The sequence below is a fragment of the Bradyrhizobium sp. Ai1a-2 genome, assembly GCF_000426245.1.
GTDB lineage: Bacteria > Pseudomonadota > Alphaproteobacteria > Rhizobiales > Xanthobacteraceae > Bradyrhizobium.
In genome coordinates this window covers 23895-38887 of sequence record NZ_AUEZ01000048.1, presented here as the reverse complement: position 1 = coordinate 38887, position 14993 = coordinate 23895, and the positions used below count along the sequence as shown (strand labels likewise).

Annotated in this window: 20 protein-coding genes and 1 pseudogene; 11 read left to right on the top strand and 10 right to left on the bottom strand. The window is 62.7% G+C overall.

Features of this window, described 5'->3' with window-relative positions; translation table 11 throughout:
- Window positions 1-9 precede the first annotated feature (9 nt).
- Window positions 10-225, bottom strand: a complete 216-nt coding sequence (locus tag K288_RS46635; protein ID WP_043160774.1) for a hypothetical protein — start codon at window positions 223-225, stop codon at window positions 10-12.
- 451 nt (window positions 226-676) lie between these two features.
- Between K288_RS46635 and K288_RS54225 the strand changes: the two genes are divergently transcribed.
- Both K288_RS54225 and K288_RS0126840 read left to right on the top strand, forming a co-directional pair.
- A complete protein-coding gene (locus tag K288_RS54225; RefSeq protein ID WP_201449727.1) occupies window positions 677-838 on the top strand; it encodes a hypothetical protein in 162 nt (53 codons plus the stop codon).
- A gap of 36 nt (window positions 839-874) precedes the next feature.
- A complete protein-coding gene (locus tag K288_RS0126840; protein ID WP_051334736.1) occupies window positions 875-1288 on the top strand; it encodes a hypothetical protein in 414 nt (137 codons plus the stop codon).
- Window positions 1289-1294: 6 nt separating this feature from the next.
- On the opposite strand, the gene K288_RS0126835 is transcribed toward K288_RS0126840, so the two are convergent.
- From K288_RS0126835 to K288_RS46630, 3 genes and pseudogenes are all read right to left on the bottom strand, one after another.
- Window positions 1295-1546 (bottom strand): DUF6719 family protein, encoded by a 252-nt coding sequence (locus K288_RS0126835; protein WP_043160790.1) that lies wholly within the window; start codon window positions 1544-1546, stop codon window positions 1295-1297.
- A gap of 19 nt (window positions 1547-1565) precedes the next feature.
- The gene (locus K288_RS54220; RefSeq protein WP_201449726.1) at window positions 1566-1718 is read right to left on the bottom strand and encodes a hypothetical protein; all 153 of its coding nucleotides are present in this window, start codon (window positions 1716-1718) and stop codon (window positions 1566-1568) included.
- A 56-nt stretch (window positions 1719-1774) separates the two neighbouring features.
- A pseudogene (locus K288_RS46630) lies at window positions 1775-3273 on the bottom strand (PLP-dependent aminotransferase family protein).
- 75 nt (window positions 3274-3348) lie between these two features.
- Here K288_RS46630 and K288_RS0126820 point away from each other — a divergent pair.
- Together K288_RS0126820 and K288_RS0126815 are read left to right on the top strand one after the other, a co-directional pair.
- Complete coding sequence (locus K288_RS0126820; RefSeq protein WP_027582352.1) at window positions 3349-4071, top strand: pyridoxamine 5'-phosphate oxidase family protein; 723 nt, start codon at window positions 3349-3351, stop codon at window positions 4069-4071.
- 71 nt (window positions 4072-4142) lie between these two features.
- Complete coding sequence (locus K288_RS0126815; RefSeq protein WP_027582351.1) at window positions 4143-5420, top strand: ArgE/DapE family deacylase; 1278 nt, start codon at window positions 4143-4145, stop codon at window positions 5418-5420.
- A gap of 88 nt (window positions 5421-5508) precedes the next feature.
- On the opposite strand, the gene K288_RS0126810 is transcribed toward K288_RS0126815, so the two are convergent.
- Window positions 5509-6297: a cobalamin-binding protein gene (locus K288_RS0126810; protein ID WP_027582350.1), complete on the bottom strand. Its 789-nt coding sequence runs from the start codon at window positions 6295-6297 to the stop codon at window positions 5509-5511.
- Window positions 6298-6417: 120 nt separating this feature from the next.
- Here K288_RS0126810 and K288_RS0126805 point away from each other — a divergent pair, with 120 nt between their 5' ends.
- Both K288_RS0126805 and K288_RS0126800 read left to right on the top strand, forming a co-directional pair.
- A complete protein-coding gene (locus K288_RS0126805; protein ID WP_027582349.1) occupies window positions 6418-6816 on the top strand; it encodes a PaaI family thioesterase in 399 nt (132 codons plus the stop codon).
- 158 nt (window positions 6817-6974) lie between these two features.
- A complete protein-coding gene (locus tag K288_RS0126800; protein WP_027582348.1) occupies window positions 6975-7589 on the top strand; it encodes a GNAT family N-acetyltransferase in 615 nt (204 codons plus the stop codon).
- Between the two features lie 38 nt (window positions 7590-7627).
- Here the strand turns inward: K288_RS0126800 and K288_RS0126795 are convergent, their stop codons facing one another.
- Complete coding sequence (locus K288_RS0126795) at window positions 7628-7930, bottom strand: hypothetical protein (RefSeq protein WP_027582347.1); 303 nt, start codon at window positions 7928-7930, stop codon at window positions 7628-7630.
- Window positions 7931-8207: 277 nt separating this feature from the next.
- Entirely contained in the window at window positions 8208-8903 is a 696-nt protein-coding gene (locus K288_RS0126790) for a DUF2161 family putative PD-(D/E)XK-type phosphodiesterase (protein ID WP_027582346.1), read from the bottom strand.
- A 191-nt stretch (window positions 8904-9094) separates the two neighbouring features.
- On the opposite strand from K288_RS0126790, the gene K288_RS0126785 reads away from it, so the two are divergent.
- Entirely contained in the window at window positions 9095-9802 is a 708-nt protein-coding gene (locus tag K288_RS0126785; RefSeq protein WP_027582345.1) for a hypothetical protein, read from the top strand.
- Window positions 9803-9917: 115 nt separating this feature from the next.
- Here the strand turns inward: K288_RS0126785 and fabG are convergent, their stop codons facing one another.
- Window positions 9918-10598 carry a 3-oxoacyl-ACP reductase FabG gene (fabG, locus tag K288_RS0126780; RefSeq protein ID WP_027582344.1) on the bottom strand — a complete coding sequence of 227 codons (681 nt, stop codon included), beginning with the start codon at window positions 10596-10598 and terminating at the stop codon, window positions 9918-9920.
- Window positions 10599-10761: 163 nt separating this feature from the next.
- Between fabG and K288_RS0126775 the strand changes: the two genes are divergently transcribed.
- Together K288_RS0126775 and K288_RS0126770 are read left to right on the top strand one after the other, a co-directional pair.
- Window positions 10762-11436 carry an SGNH/GDSL hydrolase family protein gene (locus K288_RS0126775; protein WP_244443264.1) on the top strand — a complete coding sequence of 225 codons (675 nt, stop codon included), beginning with the start codon at window positions 10762-10764 and terminating at the stop codon, window positions 11434-11436.
- 106 nt (window positions 11437-11542) lie between these two features.
- The gene (locus K288_RS0126770) at window positions 11543-11740 is read left to right on the top strand and encodes a hypothetical protein (protein ID WP_027582342.1); all 198 of its coding nucleotides are present in this window, start codon (window positions 11543-11545) and stop codon (window positions 11738-11740) included.
- Between the two features lie 95 nt (window positions 11741-11835).
- Here the strand turns inward: K288_RS0126770 and K288_RS0126765 are convergent, their stop codons facing one another.
- Window positions 11836-12585 (bottom strand): tyrosine-protein phosphatase, encoded by a 750-nt coding sequence (locus K288_RS0126765; RefSeq protein ID WP_027582341.1) that lies wholly within the window; start codon window positions 12583-12585, stop codon window positions 11836-11838.
- Window positions 12586-12685: 100 nt separating this feature from the next.
- On the opposite strand from K288_RS0126765, the gene K288_RS0126760 reads away from it, so the two are divergent.
- Window positions 12686-13000, top strand: coding sequence for an MliC family protein (locus K288_RS0126760; RefSeq protein WP_027582340.1), 315 nt, complete (start codon window positions 12686-12688; stop codon window positions 12998-13000).
- A gap of 90 nt (window positions 13001-13090) precedes the next feature.
- Here the strand turns inward: K288_RS0126760 and K288_RS0126755 are convergent, their stop codons facing one another.
- Window positions 13091-13291: a DUF2735 domain-containing protein gene (locus K288_RS0126755; protein WP_027582339.1), complete on the bottom strand. Its 201-nt coding sequence runs from the start codon at window positions 13289-13291 to the stop codon at window positions 13091-13093.
- Window positions 13292-13839: 548 nt separating this feature from the next.
- Between K288_RS0126755 and K288_RS0126750 the strand changes: the two genes are divergently transcribed.
- On the top strand, window positions 13840-14874 hold the full coding sequence (locus K288_RS0126750; protein WP_027582338.1) for a glutamine synthetase beta-grasp domain-containing protein: 1035 nt from the start codon (window positions 13840-13842) through the stop codon (window positions 14872-14874).
- The last annotated feature ends 119 nt before the right edge of the window (window positions 14875-14993 follow it).

Genomic DNA, 14993 nt, shown 5'->3' with positions numbered 1-14993 from the left:
AAGAAAAAGCTAGAACTGCTGCTTTTTCAACTCGGATCCTCGCATGCTGGCCTGGAGGCGGGCTTGGGGATCGCGACAGCCCACGAGGCGCACGAGCTTCTGCGGCGCGCACTCATTGTCGCCCATGACGTGAGTGTCCTGCTGCGACATCGCTCCCGCCATCTGCTGCTGGCCGGGTTTGCGGGTCGCGGTTTCCTTGCCAACGTCGATGTTGCCATTACCCACGACTGCGATCCTTCGTTGGATTGGGAAAAAAGTTAACGCGCGACCATCAACAAAGGTTGCGAGATGTTCGACTGAGTCGGCGGAGCAAGTTGTTGGGTTCAGTTTGTTGCAGCGCTCCTAATGGCTAAAGATTAAGAACTCGCGATCTTTGATTGGGCGCGGTGGTTAACCTAGCGCCAAACCGAGCTTGCCGGCGTTGATCTATGTCATTCGCGCTGTGAATCATTTCTTCGCTGGTGGCGAGGCAGCGCCAGGGCGTGCTGGTGTACCAGAATTACGGTTACTGAAATCATTGAGTTTTTCGTCCCAATGTTTCGTCGTGCGGAGCCGACGAAACAATTCAACAGTGGAACGAAACCATTTTGAGCTTTTGGCGCAGATGTCCGGAAACAGGGCTTCGTTATCAACCGCAACGGGACGGCGGGGACGCTGGTAGACCGGAGACAGTCAAATGCGGACGATCAGCTTCATCCTCGCCTTTGCCTTTGTTCTGGCTGGACCCTTCATCGCCGGGACCTCCGCGAGTGACCTTCCGGGTATCGGCACCTTCTCGTATATCGGCTCGCTGATCGCAGGGACCGCGAGTCAGCCTATCGTCGTTGCCGCCAACTGAACGTCTTAAGGAAGTCTGCAAGAAAGCCGACGGTAAATGAACTGCAACCTCTTGCACACCTGTCTCGCCGTCATCGCAGCATCGATCGTTTCTGCCAGTTCGGCGCACGCGCAGGTGCCGACAACCCTTCAGACCCAGCCGGTGCAATTCCGCACCCTGTTCAAGGTGCTGCCGGACCCACGCGGTGAATTCGTGCGGCAGTGCGCGCCCCATATGCTCGGCCGCTGGGCGCATCCGGAAGCCGTCTGCGGCTGCCTACACGATTATGCCGCCGCCACCGTCGAGGACCCCGACCTGCGCGAAGCCCTGTTGCGCGGGATCAGCGAGACCGGCGTGCCGACGATCGAAACCGACTGGGTGCCGCCGTCAAAGCAATCCGAGATCGGTCCGACCTTCACCAAGATCGCCAAGCCGACGCTGCAGTGCATGTTCGATCCGGCGACGGAGTAAGCAGCGTCAACGCTTCTTGGTGCCGAGACGCGGGATGCATTTGCGCACGCGCGTCACGCCATGGCTCGTCATCTGCGAGCCTGAGACTTCCTTGATCTGGCCCGCGGGGCACGATCCGTCGTCGACCAGCACGCGCTGGCCCAGTCGCAAATCGACGATGTCCTGCTCGCGTCCCATCACCTGGGCTGACGCTGACAGTGGGGATGCAAGCCAGCCGAGCAGCGCGATGCAGCCGATGCGCAGGAGTTTTCTCGACATCATCAGCATCACTTGAAAATCACTTGCCTTGGATTTTCAGCCCGTCCGGGCCGACATTGATCTGGAAACCTTCAGGCTGCTTCTTGGCCTGGTAGAGCTGGTAGCCGAGCACGCCGACAACGACGACCAGCGCACCGATGATCAGATACAGGACGTTGCGATTGCCGGGCATCCGGTATCTCCGCCATGACGACTTTCGTTTTCAGCTTAATGAGACGCCTGCGATTCTCATAGAGCGGCGCGCGACATCGGCGCTTTGGTGATGCGGGATTTCGGCTTGCGGCTCTCGCGCATGGCGGCGAGCGAAGCCTTCGCCAGTCGTTCGGCCGATGCTTTCAGTTGCGGAAGGTCATGGCCGGCAAATCCCAACACGAAGCCGGGCAGGGGCGCGCGCGATGATAGGTCTCGGCGAGCAGCCAGCCGTCGACGCCGGCCGCGCTCCTGGCCTGCGACGCGACGAATGGTTCGGTCGACGGATCGAAGCGCGCCACCAGATGCAGACCCTGCGAGGGCACCGGCACCGACAGTTCTCCGTCTGATGCCGCCGACAGCGTCGAGGCCAGCACGTCGCGGGCTTCGCGGTAGAGCCTTCGCACCTTCTTCAGGTTGGCGGCGAAGGCGCCGGAGTTCAGCATGTCGGCGACGGCGCCTTCCATCAGCGTGCCGGGAAAGCGGTCGAGCGCGGCGCGCGCCGCTGTCACCGGACCGATCAGTTTCTCAGGCAGCGCGCAGTAGCCGATGCGCAATCCCGGAAACAGCGTCTTGGCAAACGTGCCCATGTAGATGACGCGGCGGAGATGATCGATGCCGGCGAGCGACAGCAGGGGAGCGCCGTCATATCGGAACTCGCTGTCGTAATCATCCTCGAACACGAAGGCATCGGCCGACTTGGCCCAGTCGAGCAGTTCCAGCCGGCGCGGCATCGACATCTGTACGCCGAGCGGAAACTGGTGCGACGGTGTCACATAGGCCGCACGCGCCGCCGGCGCGCGAGTCCCGCCGTTCGCCACGACCATGCCTGATCCATCGACCGGAACGGAAACCGCGCGATAGCCGCAATGCTCGATGGTTCGGCGGGCGATCGGATAGCCCGGGTCCTCGCACCAGACCTGGTCGCCCGGCTTCAGGATCGCGCTCGACACGATGCGCAACCCGTGCAGCGTTCCAGACGTCAGCATGATTTGCTCGGGGTCGCAGCGCAGGCCGCGCGCCGACAACAAGTGGTCGGCGATTGCGGCGCGCAGCTCGCGGCTGCCCCTGGGATCGCCGTAATGGAAATGCTCGGCGCTGAAGGCGCGCATCCGTCGGCCGACAAAGGCGCGGAAGCGCTGCAGGGCGCGGCTATCGATATGGGTGCAGCCAAGCGCCAGCGCGCCTCGCTGGGGCGCGTCGATGGTGATCTTCGGCTTCGGCGTCTCGCGGGCGCGCGCGGGGATCCGCGCCGCGACGAATGTCCCGGAGCCTGTGGTCGCCGCTGCGAACCCGTCGGCGATCAAACGCTCATAGGCGGTGACGACCGCGTTGCGGCGAAAGCCGGTCTGTCGTGCGAGCGTGCGCGAAGGCGGCAGCGGCTCGCCCGGCTTGACGATGCCGCCGAGGATGGCGTGGCAAAGCGCCTGATAGAGGCGCTGCTGGGCGGAGGCGCCTGGTGTGACGTGCGGTCCGGAAAGGTCGAGCGGCAGCTCGGCCTTGCGCGGCGATGCGGAATTGGTCGAAATTTTTCGCATGGAATTGGCACTATCGCAGACCAAATCCGGCGCTACAACTGCTTTGAAACGTTCAAAACCCCAACAGGAGCTGCCGTGAGCGAAGGTGCCGCCGCCTCATATCCGCTGTCACCGCGAAACCAGGTGAAGCGCCGCCACGATCGCGGCTTCTACGATCATGACACCGTTCACCGCATCCTTGACTCATCGATGCTGTGCCACGTCTCCTATGCGATCAACGGCCAGCCCTATTGCACGCCGACCTTCTTCTGGCGCGAGGGGACGAAGCTGTACTGGCACGGCAGCAGCGCGAGCCGCATGCTGAGGAACCAGTCCGCGGGCCAGAGGGTCTGTCTCACGGTCGCACATCTCGACAGCCTGGTGCTTGCGCGCTGCGGCTTCAATCATTCGGCCGACTATCGCGCCGTGATGGCATTCGGCGGCGCCTATCTCGTTACCGATCCGGACGAGAAGCAGCGGGCGCTGGTCGCGATGGTCGACCGCTTCTTTCCCGATCGGACCGCGAGCCTGCGGCAGAGCAATACGCAGGAGATCAAGGCGACCTCCTTCATCGCGATGGAGATCGAGGAGGCTTCGGCCAAGGTCCGCGCCAAAGGCGTCGCTGACGACGACGAGGATTACGAACTGCCGATCTATGCCGAGCGTATTCCGGTACGCACCGTGCTTGGCGCGCCGGAACCTTGCTCGCGGCTGCTCGACGGCGTGACGCGGCCGGCGTCACTCGATGGCTATTCGGAAGGCCGTCTGCTCGAAGAAGCGTTGCGAGATGCCTATTTTGTGCAGTACCCCGGTGGCTGAGATCACGCTATAGCGGTGCGGACCGAGCGCCCATATGCTTGATGATCGAACCTGGAGTCGGAGCCCGCCGCATGAATGCTGATACGCAACAAAGGATCCTGGACGCCGTTGATGCCGGCTTCGATGCGCAGCTTGCGACCACGAAGGAATTCGTCGCGATCCCGTCGACGCGCGGGGCGGAAGGTCCGTGCCAGGACATGATCGGCGATCTCCTGCGCGGACGCGGCTACGAGGTCGACGACTGGCATATCAATGTCGACGATCTGAAGGACCTGCGCGGCTTCGGCCCGATCGAGCATGATTTCTCCCGGGCGCGCACGGTGGTCGGCACCTACCGGCCGCCCAGCAACGGGGGCAAATCGCTGATCCTGCAGGGGCACTGCGACGTGGTGCCGACCGGCCCGCTCGATATGTGGGAGACGCCGCCATTCTCGCCCACCGTCAAGGACGGGCGGATGTATGGACGCGGCGCCTGCGACATGAAGTCGGGCACGATCGGCGCGCTCTATGCGCTGGATGCGATCAAGGCGGCAGGCTTGCGTCCGACGGGGCGGATCCACTTCCAGTCGGTGATCGAGGAGGAGAGCACCGGCGTCGGCGCGCTCTCGACCTTGCAGCGCGGCTATCGTGCCGATGCCTGCTTCATCCCGGAGCCCACCAATGGCCACATGATCCGCTCGCAGGTCGGTGTGATCTGGTTTCGCCTGAAGGTGCGCGGCTTCCCGGTGCATGTGTTCGAGGCCGGCGCCGGCTCGAACGCGATCGTGGCCGCGTATCATTTGATCCACGCTTTGGAGAAGCTCGAAGTCGAATGGAACGAGCGCGCCAAGGCCGACCGCCACTTCAAGGACGTCGTGCATCCCATCAACTTCAATCCCGGTATCATCAAGGGCGGCGACTGGGCCTCCAGCGTGCCGGCCTGGTGCGATGTCGATTGCCGCATCGCGGTGCTGCCGGGCTGGTCGATCGCGGAGTGCCAGAATGAGATTTTGGCCTGCGTCTCTGCGGCGGCGCGCGATCATCGCTTTCTCTCCAACAATCCGCCAGAGGTGCAGTGGTCGGGCTTCCTGTCGGAGGGCTATGAACTGGCCAATGCAGCCGAGCCGGAGGCGGCGTTCGCGCAGGCGTTTGGCGCGGTCTATGGCGGCACCGTGGAAGACCGTGCCTTCACCGCGCTCACCGATACCCGCTTCTATGGATTGAACTACAACATCCCGAGCCTGTGCTTTGGCGCCAGCGGCGCGGCGATGCACGGCTTCAACGAATATGTCGACCTGGAGTCGCTGCGCAAATCCACCAAGGCCACCGCACTGTTCATCGCGGAATGGTGCGGGGTGGAGAAGGTGTAAGGCGCCGTCGGCTGGCTGGGCAAAGCGCAGCGTGCCCACCTTCTCTTGCACCGGCCGTGAATGGTGGGCACGCTTCGCTTTGCCTACCCTACGAATTGGGCGGCCACAGCGCTGCGACGATCGCATCGAGCCCATCGGTGAGCGCGGCCGGGCCCGGCTGCAAAATGATCGTCGACTTGATCTCGACGATGCGGTCGTTGCGCACGGCGGGAATCTCGCTCCAGCCGGGGCGGTTGCGGATACGATCGGGTACGACCTTCTTGCCGCACCAGGACGCGAGGATCACGTCGGGCGCGGCGTCACGCACGATGTCGGGCGCGATGATGCGGTCTTTCGCCGCCTTCCGTAGCCGCAAGCCCGGCAGCGCGTCTTCGCCGCCGGCGATCTCGATCAGCTCAGAGACCCAGCCGATGCCTGAGATCAGGGGATCGTCCCATTCCTCGAAATAGACTTTTGGCTTCGGCTGGAAACGCGGCGCAGCAGCGATCGCCGCGAGGCGCTGTTCGAAGCCCGTCGCAAGCTGGTCGGCGCGTTCGGCGGCGCCGACCATGGCGCCGAGGGTACGGATCATCGCTATGATGCCGGCAACGTCGCGCTGGTTGAAGACGTGGACGTCGACACCGGCCCGCACGAGATCGGCGACGATGTCAGCCTGGATGTCGGAAAAGGCGAGCACGAGGTCCGGCTCGAGCGCCAGGATCTTCGGGATGTCCGCCGAGATGAACGCCGCGACGCGCGGCTTCTCGCGCCGAACCTGCGGCGGCCGTACCGCATAGCCGGAGACACCGACGATGCGATCCTGCTCGCCGAGCAAATACAGCGTCTCCACGGTCTCCTCGGTGAGGCAGACGATCCGGCGGGGAGGGAAGTGGCGCATCGGAAATCTCTGTCGTCGGCCGCGTTGTCGCGCCGGCCATTACCTCCGACGTCATTGCCTGATTTACCGGCCCCGTCCATTCTCTGCCGCTGCCGCGCCGACAACAAAACGGGAGGACGCATGACGCCGCTGGAAAAGATCCAATCAATGAAGATGCCGTTTGCGGAACTGAAGGGCGTCACCTTTACCGAAGCCGACCAGGATCGCGTGGTGGCGAAGATGCTGGTGCGGCCGGAGCTCTGCACGCTGCATCACACCATTCACGGCGGCGCGGTGATGGCATTTGCGGACTCGGTCGGGGCGGCGGCGACCGTGATCAATCTGCCAGAGGATGCCAAAGGGACCACCACGATCGAGAGCAAGACCAACTTCATCGGCGGCGCCAAGGAGGGGACCACGGTGATCGCTACCACCACGCCTGTCCATCGCGGGCGGCGCACGCAGGTTTGGCAGACCCGGTTGGAAACCGAGGACGGCAAGCTGGTTGCCATCGTGACGCAGACCCAGATGGTGCTTTAGGGGCTCATAAATTCGCCAATAAATTCAATATGAAAGATCAAGTGAATCCAAATGCGAGATTCGGTGAATCTACGTACTTGAATTTCATGCTGCGACGCACAATATTGGGCGTCTAGGGATTCGACGCCTCCTCGAGGGCTGCCACGAGGAGCTTTGGAATGAATTATGATTCTACCCGTTCGACGCTGGCCGAGGGCACCGTTCGGACGCTGAGCCAGTCGGAATTGCCGCTTCTGCGGGATCACCTGCTGAGGCTGGACCGGACCAGCCGCTATGATCGCTTCCATGGCTTCATGGATGACGGCTTCATCAAGCGCTACGCCGAGAAATGCGCCAGTGACGGCACCGTCATCATCGCCTATTTCGAAGACGGCGCGGTGCGCGGCGCGGCCGAACTGCATCCGCCGGAGCGATCGCCGGACGGCGAGCCTGAGACCGCCTTCAGCGTGGAGCGCTCCGCGCGCCGCAAGGGCGTCGGCAGCATCCTGTTCCGCAAGCTGATCACAGAGGCGCAGGAGAGGGGCTATCGCTCGCTCCGGATCACCACGGGCGTGCAGAACCAGGCGATGCGGGCGCTCGCGAGCAAGTTTGGAGCGAAGCTGACCTTCCGCCACGGCGAGTCCACCGGCAGCATCGATCTCGCTCGGCACCGCCAGCCGGAACCAGTCCGCGCGGCGGTTGCGCCGCTGGAGGCGGCGCGCGCGATCGCCAATCTCAACCGCGCCTATTGGCAGATGGTGTTCAAGATGTACGGCTGGGGTCGCGCCGCCTGACCGGCGCGCCTATCTGGCCCCGCCCTCAATCGCGATGTTCAGGTGCCGGTGCGCTTGTCGTTGCCGAAGCGCCGGACCACGCGTCGCTCGACCACGACCGCGCGCTGCGCGCCTTGCTCGCCCGTGATCACGCGGGTGGCCGACCTTGCGGTGGTGCGCGCTGTCTTCTTCACCTCGGCCAGCACGTCCTCGTAAGGAAGGCCCATCAAGGCGGACGCGATCTCGGCCTGCTGCTCGAGGTCGTCGGTGATGCCGACGGCGGCGAAGATCGCTTCCTCGAGCGTCGGCGGGTCACGCCTCACGCGCCGGGGACCATATTTCGTTTGCCAGTCTTCGCTCATCGGGGCCTCGCTGCGAGCGCGACGACAGTTCCTTGAATCGTCGTCCGCTTGCTTCTTCGTTCGAGCATGATCCCCGCGTAAACCCTTCGTGTCGGTCGCGAGGAAAAGCCGGTAGCTACTTTTTCCGGATCATGCGTTGGGCCGGATACCTAGGCGGCATATTGTTGCATTGCAATATGAAATTGACATGGCAATCCAGCCATGCACGGTAGACTTTCTCCAGTTTGCGTGCCTCATCGCGCGATCGTTACCGGTTATGCACCGCAATCGCGCGTCGCTACGCAGTCGTCATCGAGACCGTTTCGATAGCTGCGGAGTCAACCGGCGGCTGCGGCCAGCGTTTCAACGCGGCACGGCCTGCGTCGGTCAGCAAATAAATCCCGCGCTCGGCGCGGTCGAACCAGCCGTAAACATTATGCAGCAGGATCTTGCCGGCGTCCGGAATATCGACCCGGAGCTCGCGCACGCGCCGTGGTCCATTCGCGAGTGCCGACGCGCAGGCGAGCGCCTGCTGGCGGTAGGCGGTCATGATCGGCGAGCGTGTGCTGCCGCCCATCACGGGATCGCCCTTGCGGCGATTGTGCTCGGCAACCAGACGCGAGCGCTTCTTCGGATGGCGGCGCGGCGCCGTGGTCGGCGGCTTCACCAGCACCTCGACCTCGCCGGCGCTGGTCACTCCCAGCATGCCGAAGCCGAGGCGGCGGCAGAGATTGCGGTAGCGCGCATCGCTTTCGCGGCCCTTGCCGCGCGCCGACAATTTGGCGGCGATCCAGATCTCGTCGCAGGCGCCGGCGCGATTGACCGCCTGCAGGATCAGTTCCAGGTTGAAGGTGAGCTTCAACTCACCGACCACGACGAGCGGCGGATCGTCGCCGTTGAGCGCGACCAGGTCGCAGCCGCCGATCTCGCCCTTCACCGTGAAGCCGAGCTTTTCGAGGAACCGTTTGACGGGCAGATAGAGCGAGGTTTCCACGCGTAAAACTCCAGCCGCGGAATGCCGCGACTCAATTTCGATGAGTCTACCGCAAAGCGTTTGCCGGGACGGTGGCAAAACGGTTAGTCTTCGTGCGGGACGACTAGATCAAATGGCGATCGGTGAGCCTGCGCGAGCAAACGGCCCGCGCGGGAGATGATGTATTTGTCGCGTGAGAAGCAGGCGCCAGGGTGCTGCAGGGACTGTACAAATTCTCGTTCAGGACGGTGCGGGGCACTGGTTGCGGCGTGATGTTCGCAACCGCCTCCGGCAAGCTCTATGGAGGCAACTCCGGTTCGTCCTTCATCGGCAGTTACACGGAGGAGGGCGGGATCATCTCTTGCGAGTTAAAGACGTCGCGCCACAACTACGATCCGGACTATGCGCCGATGTTCGCGGTCGACAACGTCGTCATGACATTCAAGGGTGCGCACAGAGGCGACGAGGTTCACTTCGAAGGCGAGACCGCCGCCTTGCCCGGCATCGTCTTCACGGCGATCCTGACCCCGATCAACGACAAGGACGCGCCGGCGCCCGGCAGGGTCGGACCCGACGGCATCGGCAACGGGCTCTATTCCATCCACATTCGCATGCTCGACGGGCTCGACGGCGGCAATACCGGCGTGATGATGCTGCATGACGGCCGCATCCGCGGCGGCGATGCGTATTTCGATTACATCGGCGCCTACACCGCCGCGAATGGCCGGTGGAAGGGCGAGATCGTCAATCGCGAGCATACGCCGAGCCTGGGCGAGCGGCCGCTGTTCGGCGGCCACGAAGTCGGCATCGGCTTCTCCGGCACCTACGATTCCGAAGGCGCTGAAGCCGAGGCCACAGCGCTCGCGGGCAAGCGCTGCATCCGCTTCAAGGCGGTGCTGACGAAGCTGGTGGAGGCGTGAGCCGTCGTCATATCCCGCATATGCGGGATGTCGAGTAAGCGACGGCTCGTCGACCTAACTCGGTACTCTGGAATACTGGATCATCCGCTCTCGCGGATGATGACGGCGAGAGAACTCAGACCCTTCCGTTCACCGGCAACAGCGCGCCGGTGACTGTGCTGGCTGCGTCGCTGGCGAGGAACAGGATGACGTCGGCGAGTTCCTTTGGCGTCACCCATCTTGAGACATCCGCCTTCGGCATGCTCGAGCGGTTGGCGGCGGTGTCGATGATCGAAGGCAACACGGCGTTGACGGTGATCTTGCCCTTGTGCTCGGCGGCGAGCGCTTCGGTCAGGCGGTGCACGCCGGATTTCGAAGCCGCATAAGCGCCCATGCCGGCGCCGGCCTGCAGTGCACCGAGCGCGCCGATATTGATGATACGCGCGGCGCGGGACGCGAGAAGATGCGGGATCGCCGCGCGCGAGGCGTTCAGCGCCGTCGTGACGTTGAGCGCGTACATCCGCTGCCAGGTTGCGGGATCTCCGTCCGCCACCGTCTCGAAGGCAAAGCCGCCGGCGATGTTGATGAGCGCGTCGAGCCGGCCGAAATGTGTCGCGGCGGCGTCAATCGCCTTCTTCGCCTGGGCTGCGTCGGTCAGGTCGACGCTACCAAACTCGATCCGGTTCGATGTCGGCGAAAGCGATGACGGTGCGTGATCGACGCCAGCCACGCGTGCGCCGCGCGCCAGGGCCTCCTCCACGACCACCTTGCCGAGCGCGCCGGACGCGCCGGTGATGACAATCACTTTTCCGTTCATGAGACAGGCTCCGCACTAACCGGGCGGACAGACTAAACTCAGCAGAATTTCATTTGCAATGCCCCGAAATTCGTCGCGAAATGGGCATTCAACGTTAGATAGTATCAATTTATGAGGCTCCAAAATGATTGACAATTTTGCAGATGCCGAGTTGCCCGACCAGTTGATCGCCTTCAAATATCCGCTGCCACGACTGGCGGCCGCACTGCGCGCCGGCGGCCCCGTCAAGATTGTCGCCATGGGATCATCGTCGACTGCGGGCAGGGGAGACGTCGTGCCCTATCCACATCGACTTGAGATGCATTTGCGGACCGAGACCGGCAATCCCATGATTGACGTGCTCAATCGCGGGAGAGGCGGCGAAGAGGCGGACAAGCAATTACCCCGATTTGATACCGAAATCTTTGCCGAAAAGCCGTCGCTGGTGATTTGGCAAGTCGGAACCAATGCTGTCTTCCACAAGGACGACTACAACATCAATGACGTCGCGGCGAAGATTGCAGAGGGTGTAGCACGGGTTCGCGCCCATGCGGACGAAATGGACGTCCTGCTGATCGATCCGCAATATGTCACCGCGATGTTGCGCGATGAGAAAGCTGAGCTTTCAGAGCGCATGGTCGCGTTGATCGCTGAAGTGGCGAGGCAGGCGCGCGTGAATATGTTTCGCCGCTGGGCGCTGATGCGGCACTGGCACATCCACAATAATATCGGGTTCGATCGCATGCTCGACCCGACCGACGATGACCTATTGCATCACAGCGATGGGAGCATGCTTCGAGTATCCAAGGGGCTTGCCGATGCGATCCGGAACGCTCCCGTAGCCCCGCCATCCACGTAAGGCTACGGCCTTCCCGTTGATCGGTAAAATTTGCGCGACTTCCGTAAGTCGATTGCAGAACCCTTTCGCTTACAAGCTGGGTCCCATCAAGGCAGGGGATCAGACCATGGGAAACCTACCCGATCACGGTTTACCGCTCGTTCAGCTTAAGGAGCAGCGGCGGGACTTGATCGTCGCACTGCAGAACCGCACCGGTCCGGTCGGCGGCTGGGAGTTGATGCAGATCGCGGCCGTACAGCAGGCGATCTCGGCCTTCGAGGAAGTCATCGCCGACCTCGATGCCGAGCTGGAAGCGGCTGCTTAGACCTTCGGTTCTGATTCAATCAGAACCGAAGCTCTCGCTTCTTGTTTGACGCGTTTTCTTCACGCGAACCGGTATCTACTTCGCTTGAAAACGCTCTAGACTTTCTCGAGATAGAGCGCGGCAAGCTGCGCGCGCTCTGCCCCGCCGATGCCGAGGCCATCGCGGATGTAATTGTCGAGGCTGCCGTAATCGGCGCTGATGGCCTCGAACGAGGTGGCCAGGAACGCCGCCCGCACCGTGCCGATCACCTGCAGGACAACGTCAGGCAGGTCGCTGGTCACGGAGGGATCGCGCCGATAGAAGCGGTTGGTCAGCAGATAGTCCTCGGAGATCACTTCATCGGGAACGCCGAGCGTGTGCAGGATCAGCGCGCAGGCGAAGCCGGTGCGGTCCTTGCCGGCGCTGCAATGCATGACGAGCGGCGCGCGGTCCTCCAACAAATGTGCAAACAGCGTGCGAAAGCGCGGCGTGTTCTCCTGCACATAGCTGCGGTAGGAATCTCGCATTACTTCGATGGCGTCGTTCTCTGTCGGCGGACTGCCGCTGGCGGCGATGGCGCGCAGCGCGGCGATCACCGTCGGTTCGACCGGCAGCGAATGCACGGTGATATCGGCCATGCCGCACAGGCCCTCCGCGCGCTCTTCGCGTCCACGGAAATCGAAGGCGCTGCGGACGCCGAGGCCGCGGACCACCGCGACATCATCGTCGGTGAGCCGGCCGAGATGGTTGGAGCGAAAGAGCTGGCGCCAGCGGATGCTGCGGCCGTCGCGCGTGGGGTAGCCGCCGAGGTCACGGAAATTGCTGGCGCCGGCGAGATTGAAGTGTCGGGCAAGGGAGTCTGTCATCGGCTGACTTAAGCAACCTTCTGCGGCACACAGATGACCGGATAAGAGATGGTGCGCATCCCGCGCTCGTCTATACTCAAGCCAGCTCCGGGGGCGAAGCATGAATCATCGGCAGGTAGCGATTTTCGCGGTGATCTTGGTGGCGGGAACCCTCGCCGGCAGGGCGCAGGCGTCGGCCCAGAGCAGATTCCAGAATTATCGCTGTGCCGACGGCACGCAGTTCATCGTCGGATTTTTCCAGTACGATTCGCGCGCCCATCTGCAGCTCGACGGCAAGGCGGTGACGCTGTTGAAGCGGCTGACGCTGTCAGGCTCGCGCTACTCCGGCAGCGGCGTTACGCTGAGGATCACCAAGGCCGGTCTCGCCACGCTCAAGCATGCCAAGCGGCCCACCACGGCCTGCGAGCTGGCATGAAAAAGGGCCGAAACGCGCTCGTTTCGACCCTTTTCTAAACTACCGATCCCCGACATTTCCGTCGGGAGGCGATCCAATATCTGCATGGCATTAGTGGTCACGCGCCGGTTTGGATTCCTCGATAGCCGCTTCGTGGTACCAGCTACCGCTGCAATCGGCCTTGTTCACCTGCGATGCGGCAATCTCGAGCGCCGACCTGGTCTCACCGTAGCGGCGTCCCGCGATAGAGGCCCGGCCGCCGACCGGGAATTGGTAGATCTTGGCAGATCCCTGATTCAAACCCGAATTCATATGATTCTCTCCTCTGATCGGAGCCGCGATCCTCCATGGTGCGCCCGACTCGTTCTCGTGTGGTTACTCGGACTTGCGATATCAGCCGTGCCCGGCTCGGATGCAAGATGATCAAAAAAAGTCACTAGATGATCATTCTGTAGGCAATTTCGGCTTTGCTTCGTGTGAGGCACTCAGCAGGTGGCTAACTCGTGAGCCGCGCCGAAGGTTGCGAACGCGGCGCAACGCATCCAACGAATACTGCCTGGGCGTGCCAAGGTTTTAATCGGACAGTGGGTACCTAGCCGGAATTGCCGGAGAATCAGGCGCTGGCGGTGCCTTCCCAGTCTCGTTTGGCCGCCTGACACGCATGCCAGACGCGCTTCTATGTCGCAGCCAAAATGGCGTCGCGCCGTCTGGACTTTTCCACAGAGGCTCGCTCCCGCACTGCAGCGATTGGCATTCAAATTGCTTGCTAAATGCTCGGCCTATGGTGGCCGGGTACGCGTGGGGCAAGACCGACTGGCTTTTCGGCCCCTCGCGTTTTGCATCATCAACAGAGAGGCTCAATGACCAAGTACAAGCTCGAGTATATTTGGCTCGACGGGTATACGCCGACACCGAACTTGCGCGGCAAGACTCAGATCAAGGAATTCGCGTCGTTCCCGACGCTCGAGCAGCTTCCGCTCTGGGGCTTCGATGGCTCCTCCACCATGCAGGCCGAAGGCCACAGCTCCGATTGCGTACTGAAGCCGGTTGCCGTCTATCCGGACGCCGCGCGCACCAACGGCGCGCTCGTGATGTGCGAAGTCATGATGCCCGATGGCGTCACCCCGCATCCGTCCAACAAGCGCGCCACCATCCTCGACGACGCTGGTGCCTGGTTCGGGTTCGAGCAGGAATATTTCTTCTACAAGGACGGCCGTCCGCTGGGCTTCCCGACCGCCGGCTATCCGGCGCCGCAGGGTCCGTACTACACGGGCGTCGGCTACAAGAACGTCGGCGATGTCGCCCGCAAGATCGTGGAAGAGCATCTCGACCTCTGCCTCGCCGCCGGCATCAACCACGAAGGCATCAATGCCGAAGTGGCGAAGGGCCAGTGGGAATTCCAGATCTTCGGCAAGGGCTCCAAGACCGCTGCTGACCAGATGTGGATGGCACGCTACCTGATGCTGCGCCTCACCGAGAGCTATGGCATCGACATCGAGTTCCACTGCAAGCCGCTCGGCGATACCGATTGGAACGGCTCCGGCATGCACGCCAACTTCTCGACCCAGTACATGCGCGAAGCCGGCGGCAAGGAGTACTTCGAGGCGCTGATGGAAGCCTTCAAGGCCAATCGCGCTGACCACATCGCGGTCTACGGTCCGGACAACCACATGCGCCTGACCGGCAAGCACGAGACGGCTTCGATCGATACCTTCTCTTACGGCGTGGCCGACCGCGGCGCTTCGATCCGCGTTCCGCATTCTTTCGTGAACAACGGCTACAAGGGCTATCTGGAAGACCGACGTCCGAACTCCCAGGGCGACCCCTACCAGATCGCTTCGCAGATCCTGAAGACCGTCTCTCAGGTCCCGACCGGCAAGAAGGCTGCGGCCTAAGACGATCTCGACCCGGGCTGGGGGCGCCCGGGGTCGCAATCAAGTCCGCCAGAGCTGCGCGCTTTGGCGGACTTTCGCATTTTAATGAGATTGGACTCGTTGCGCTTCCGAACCATCGA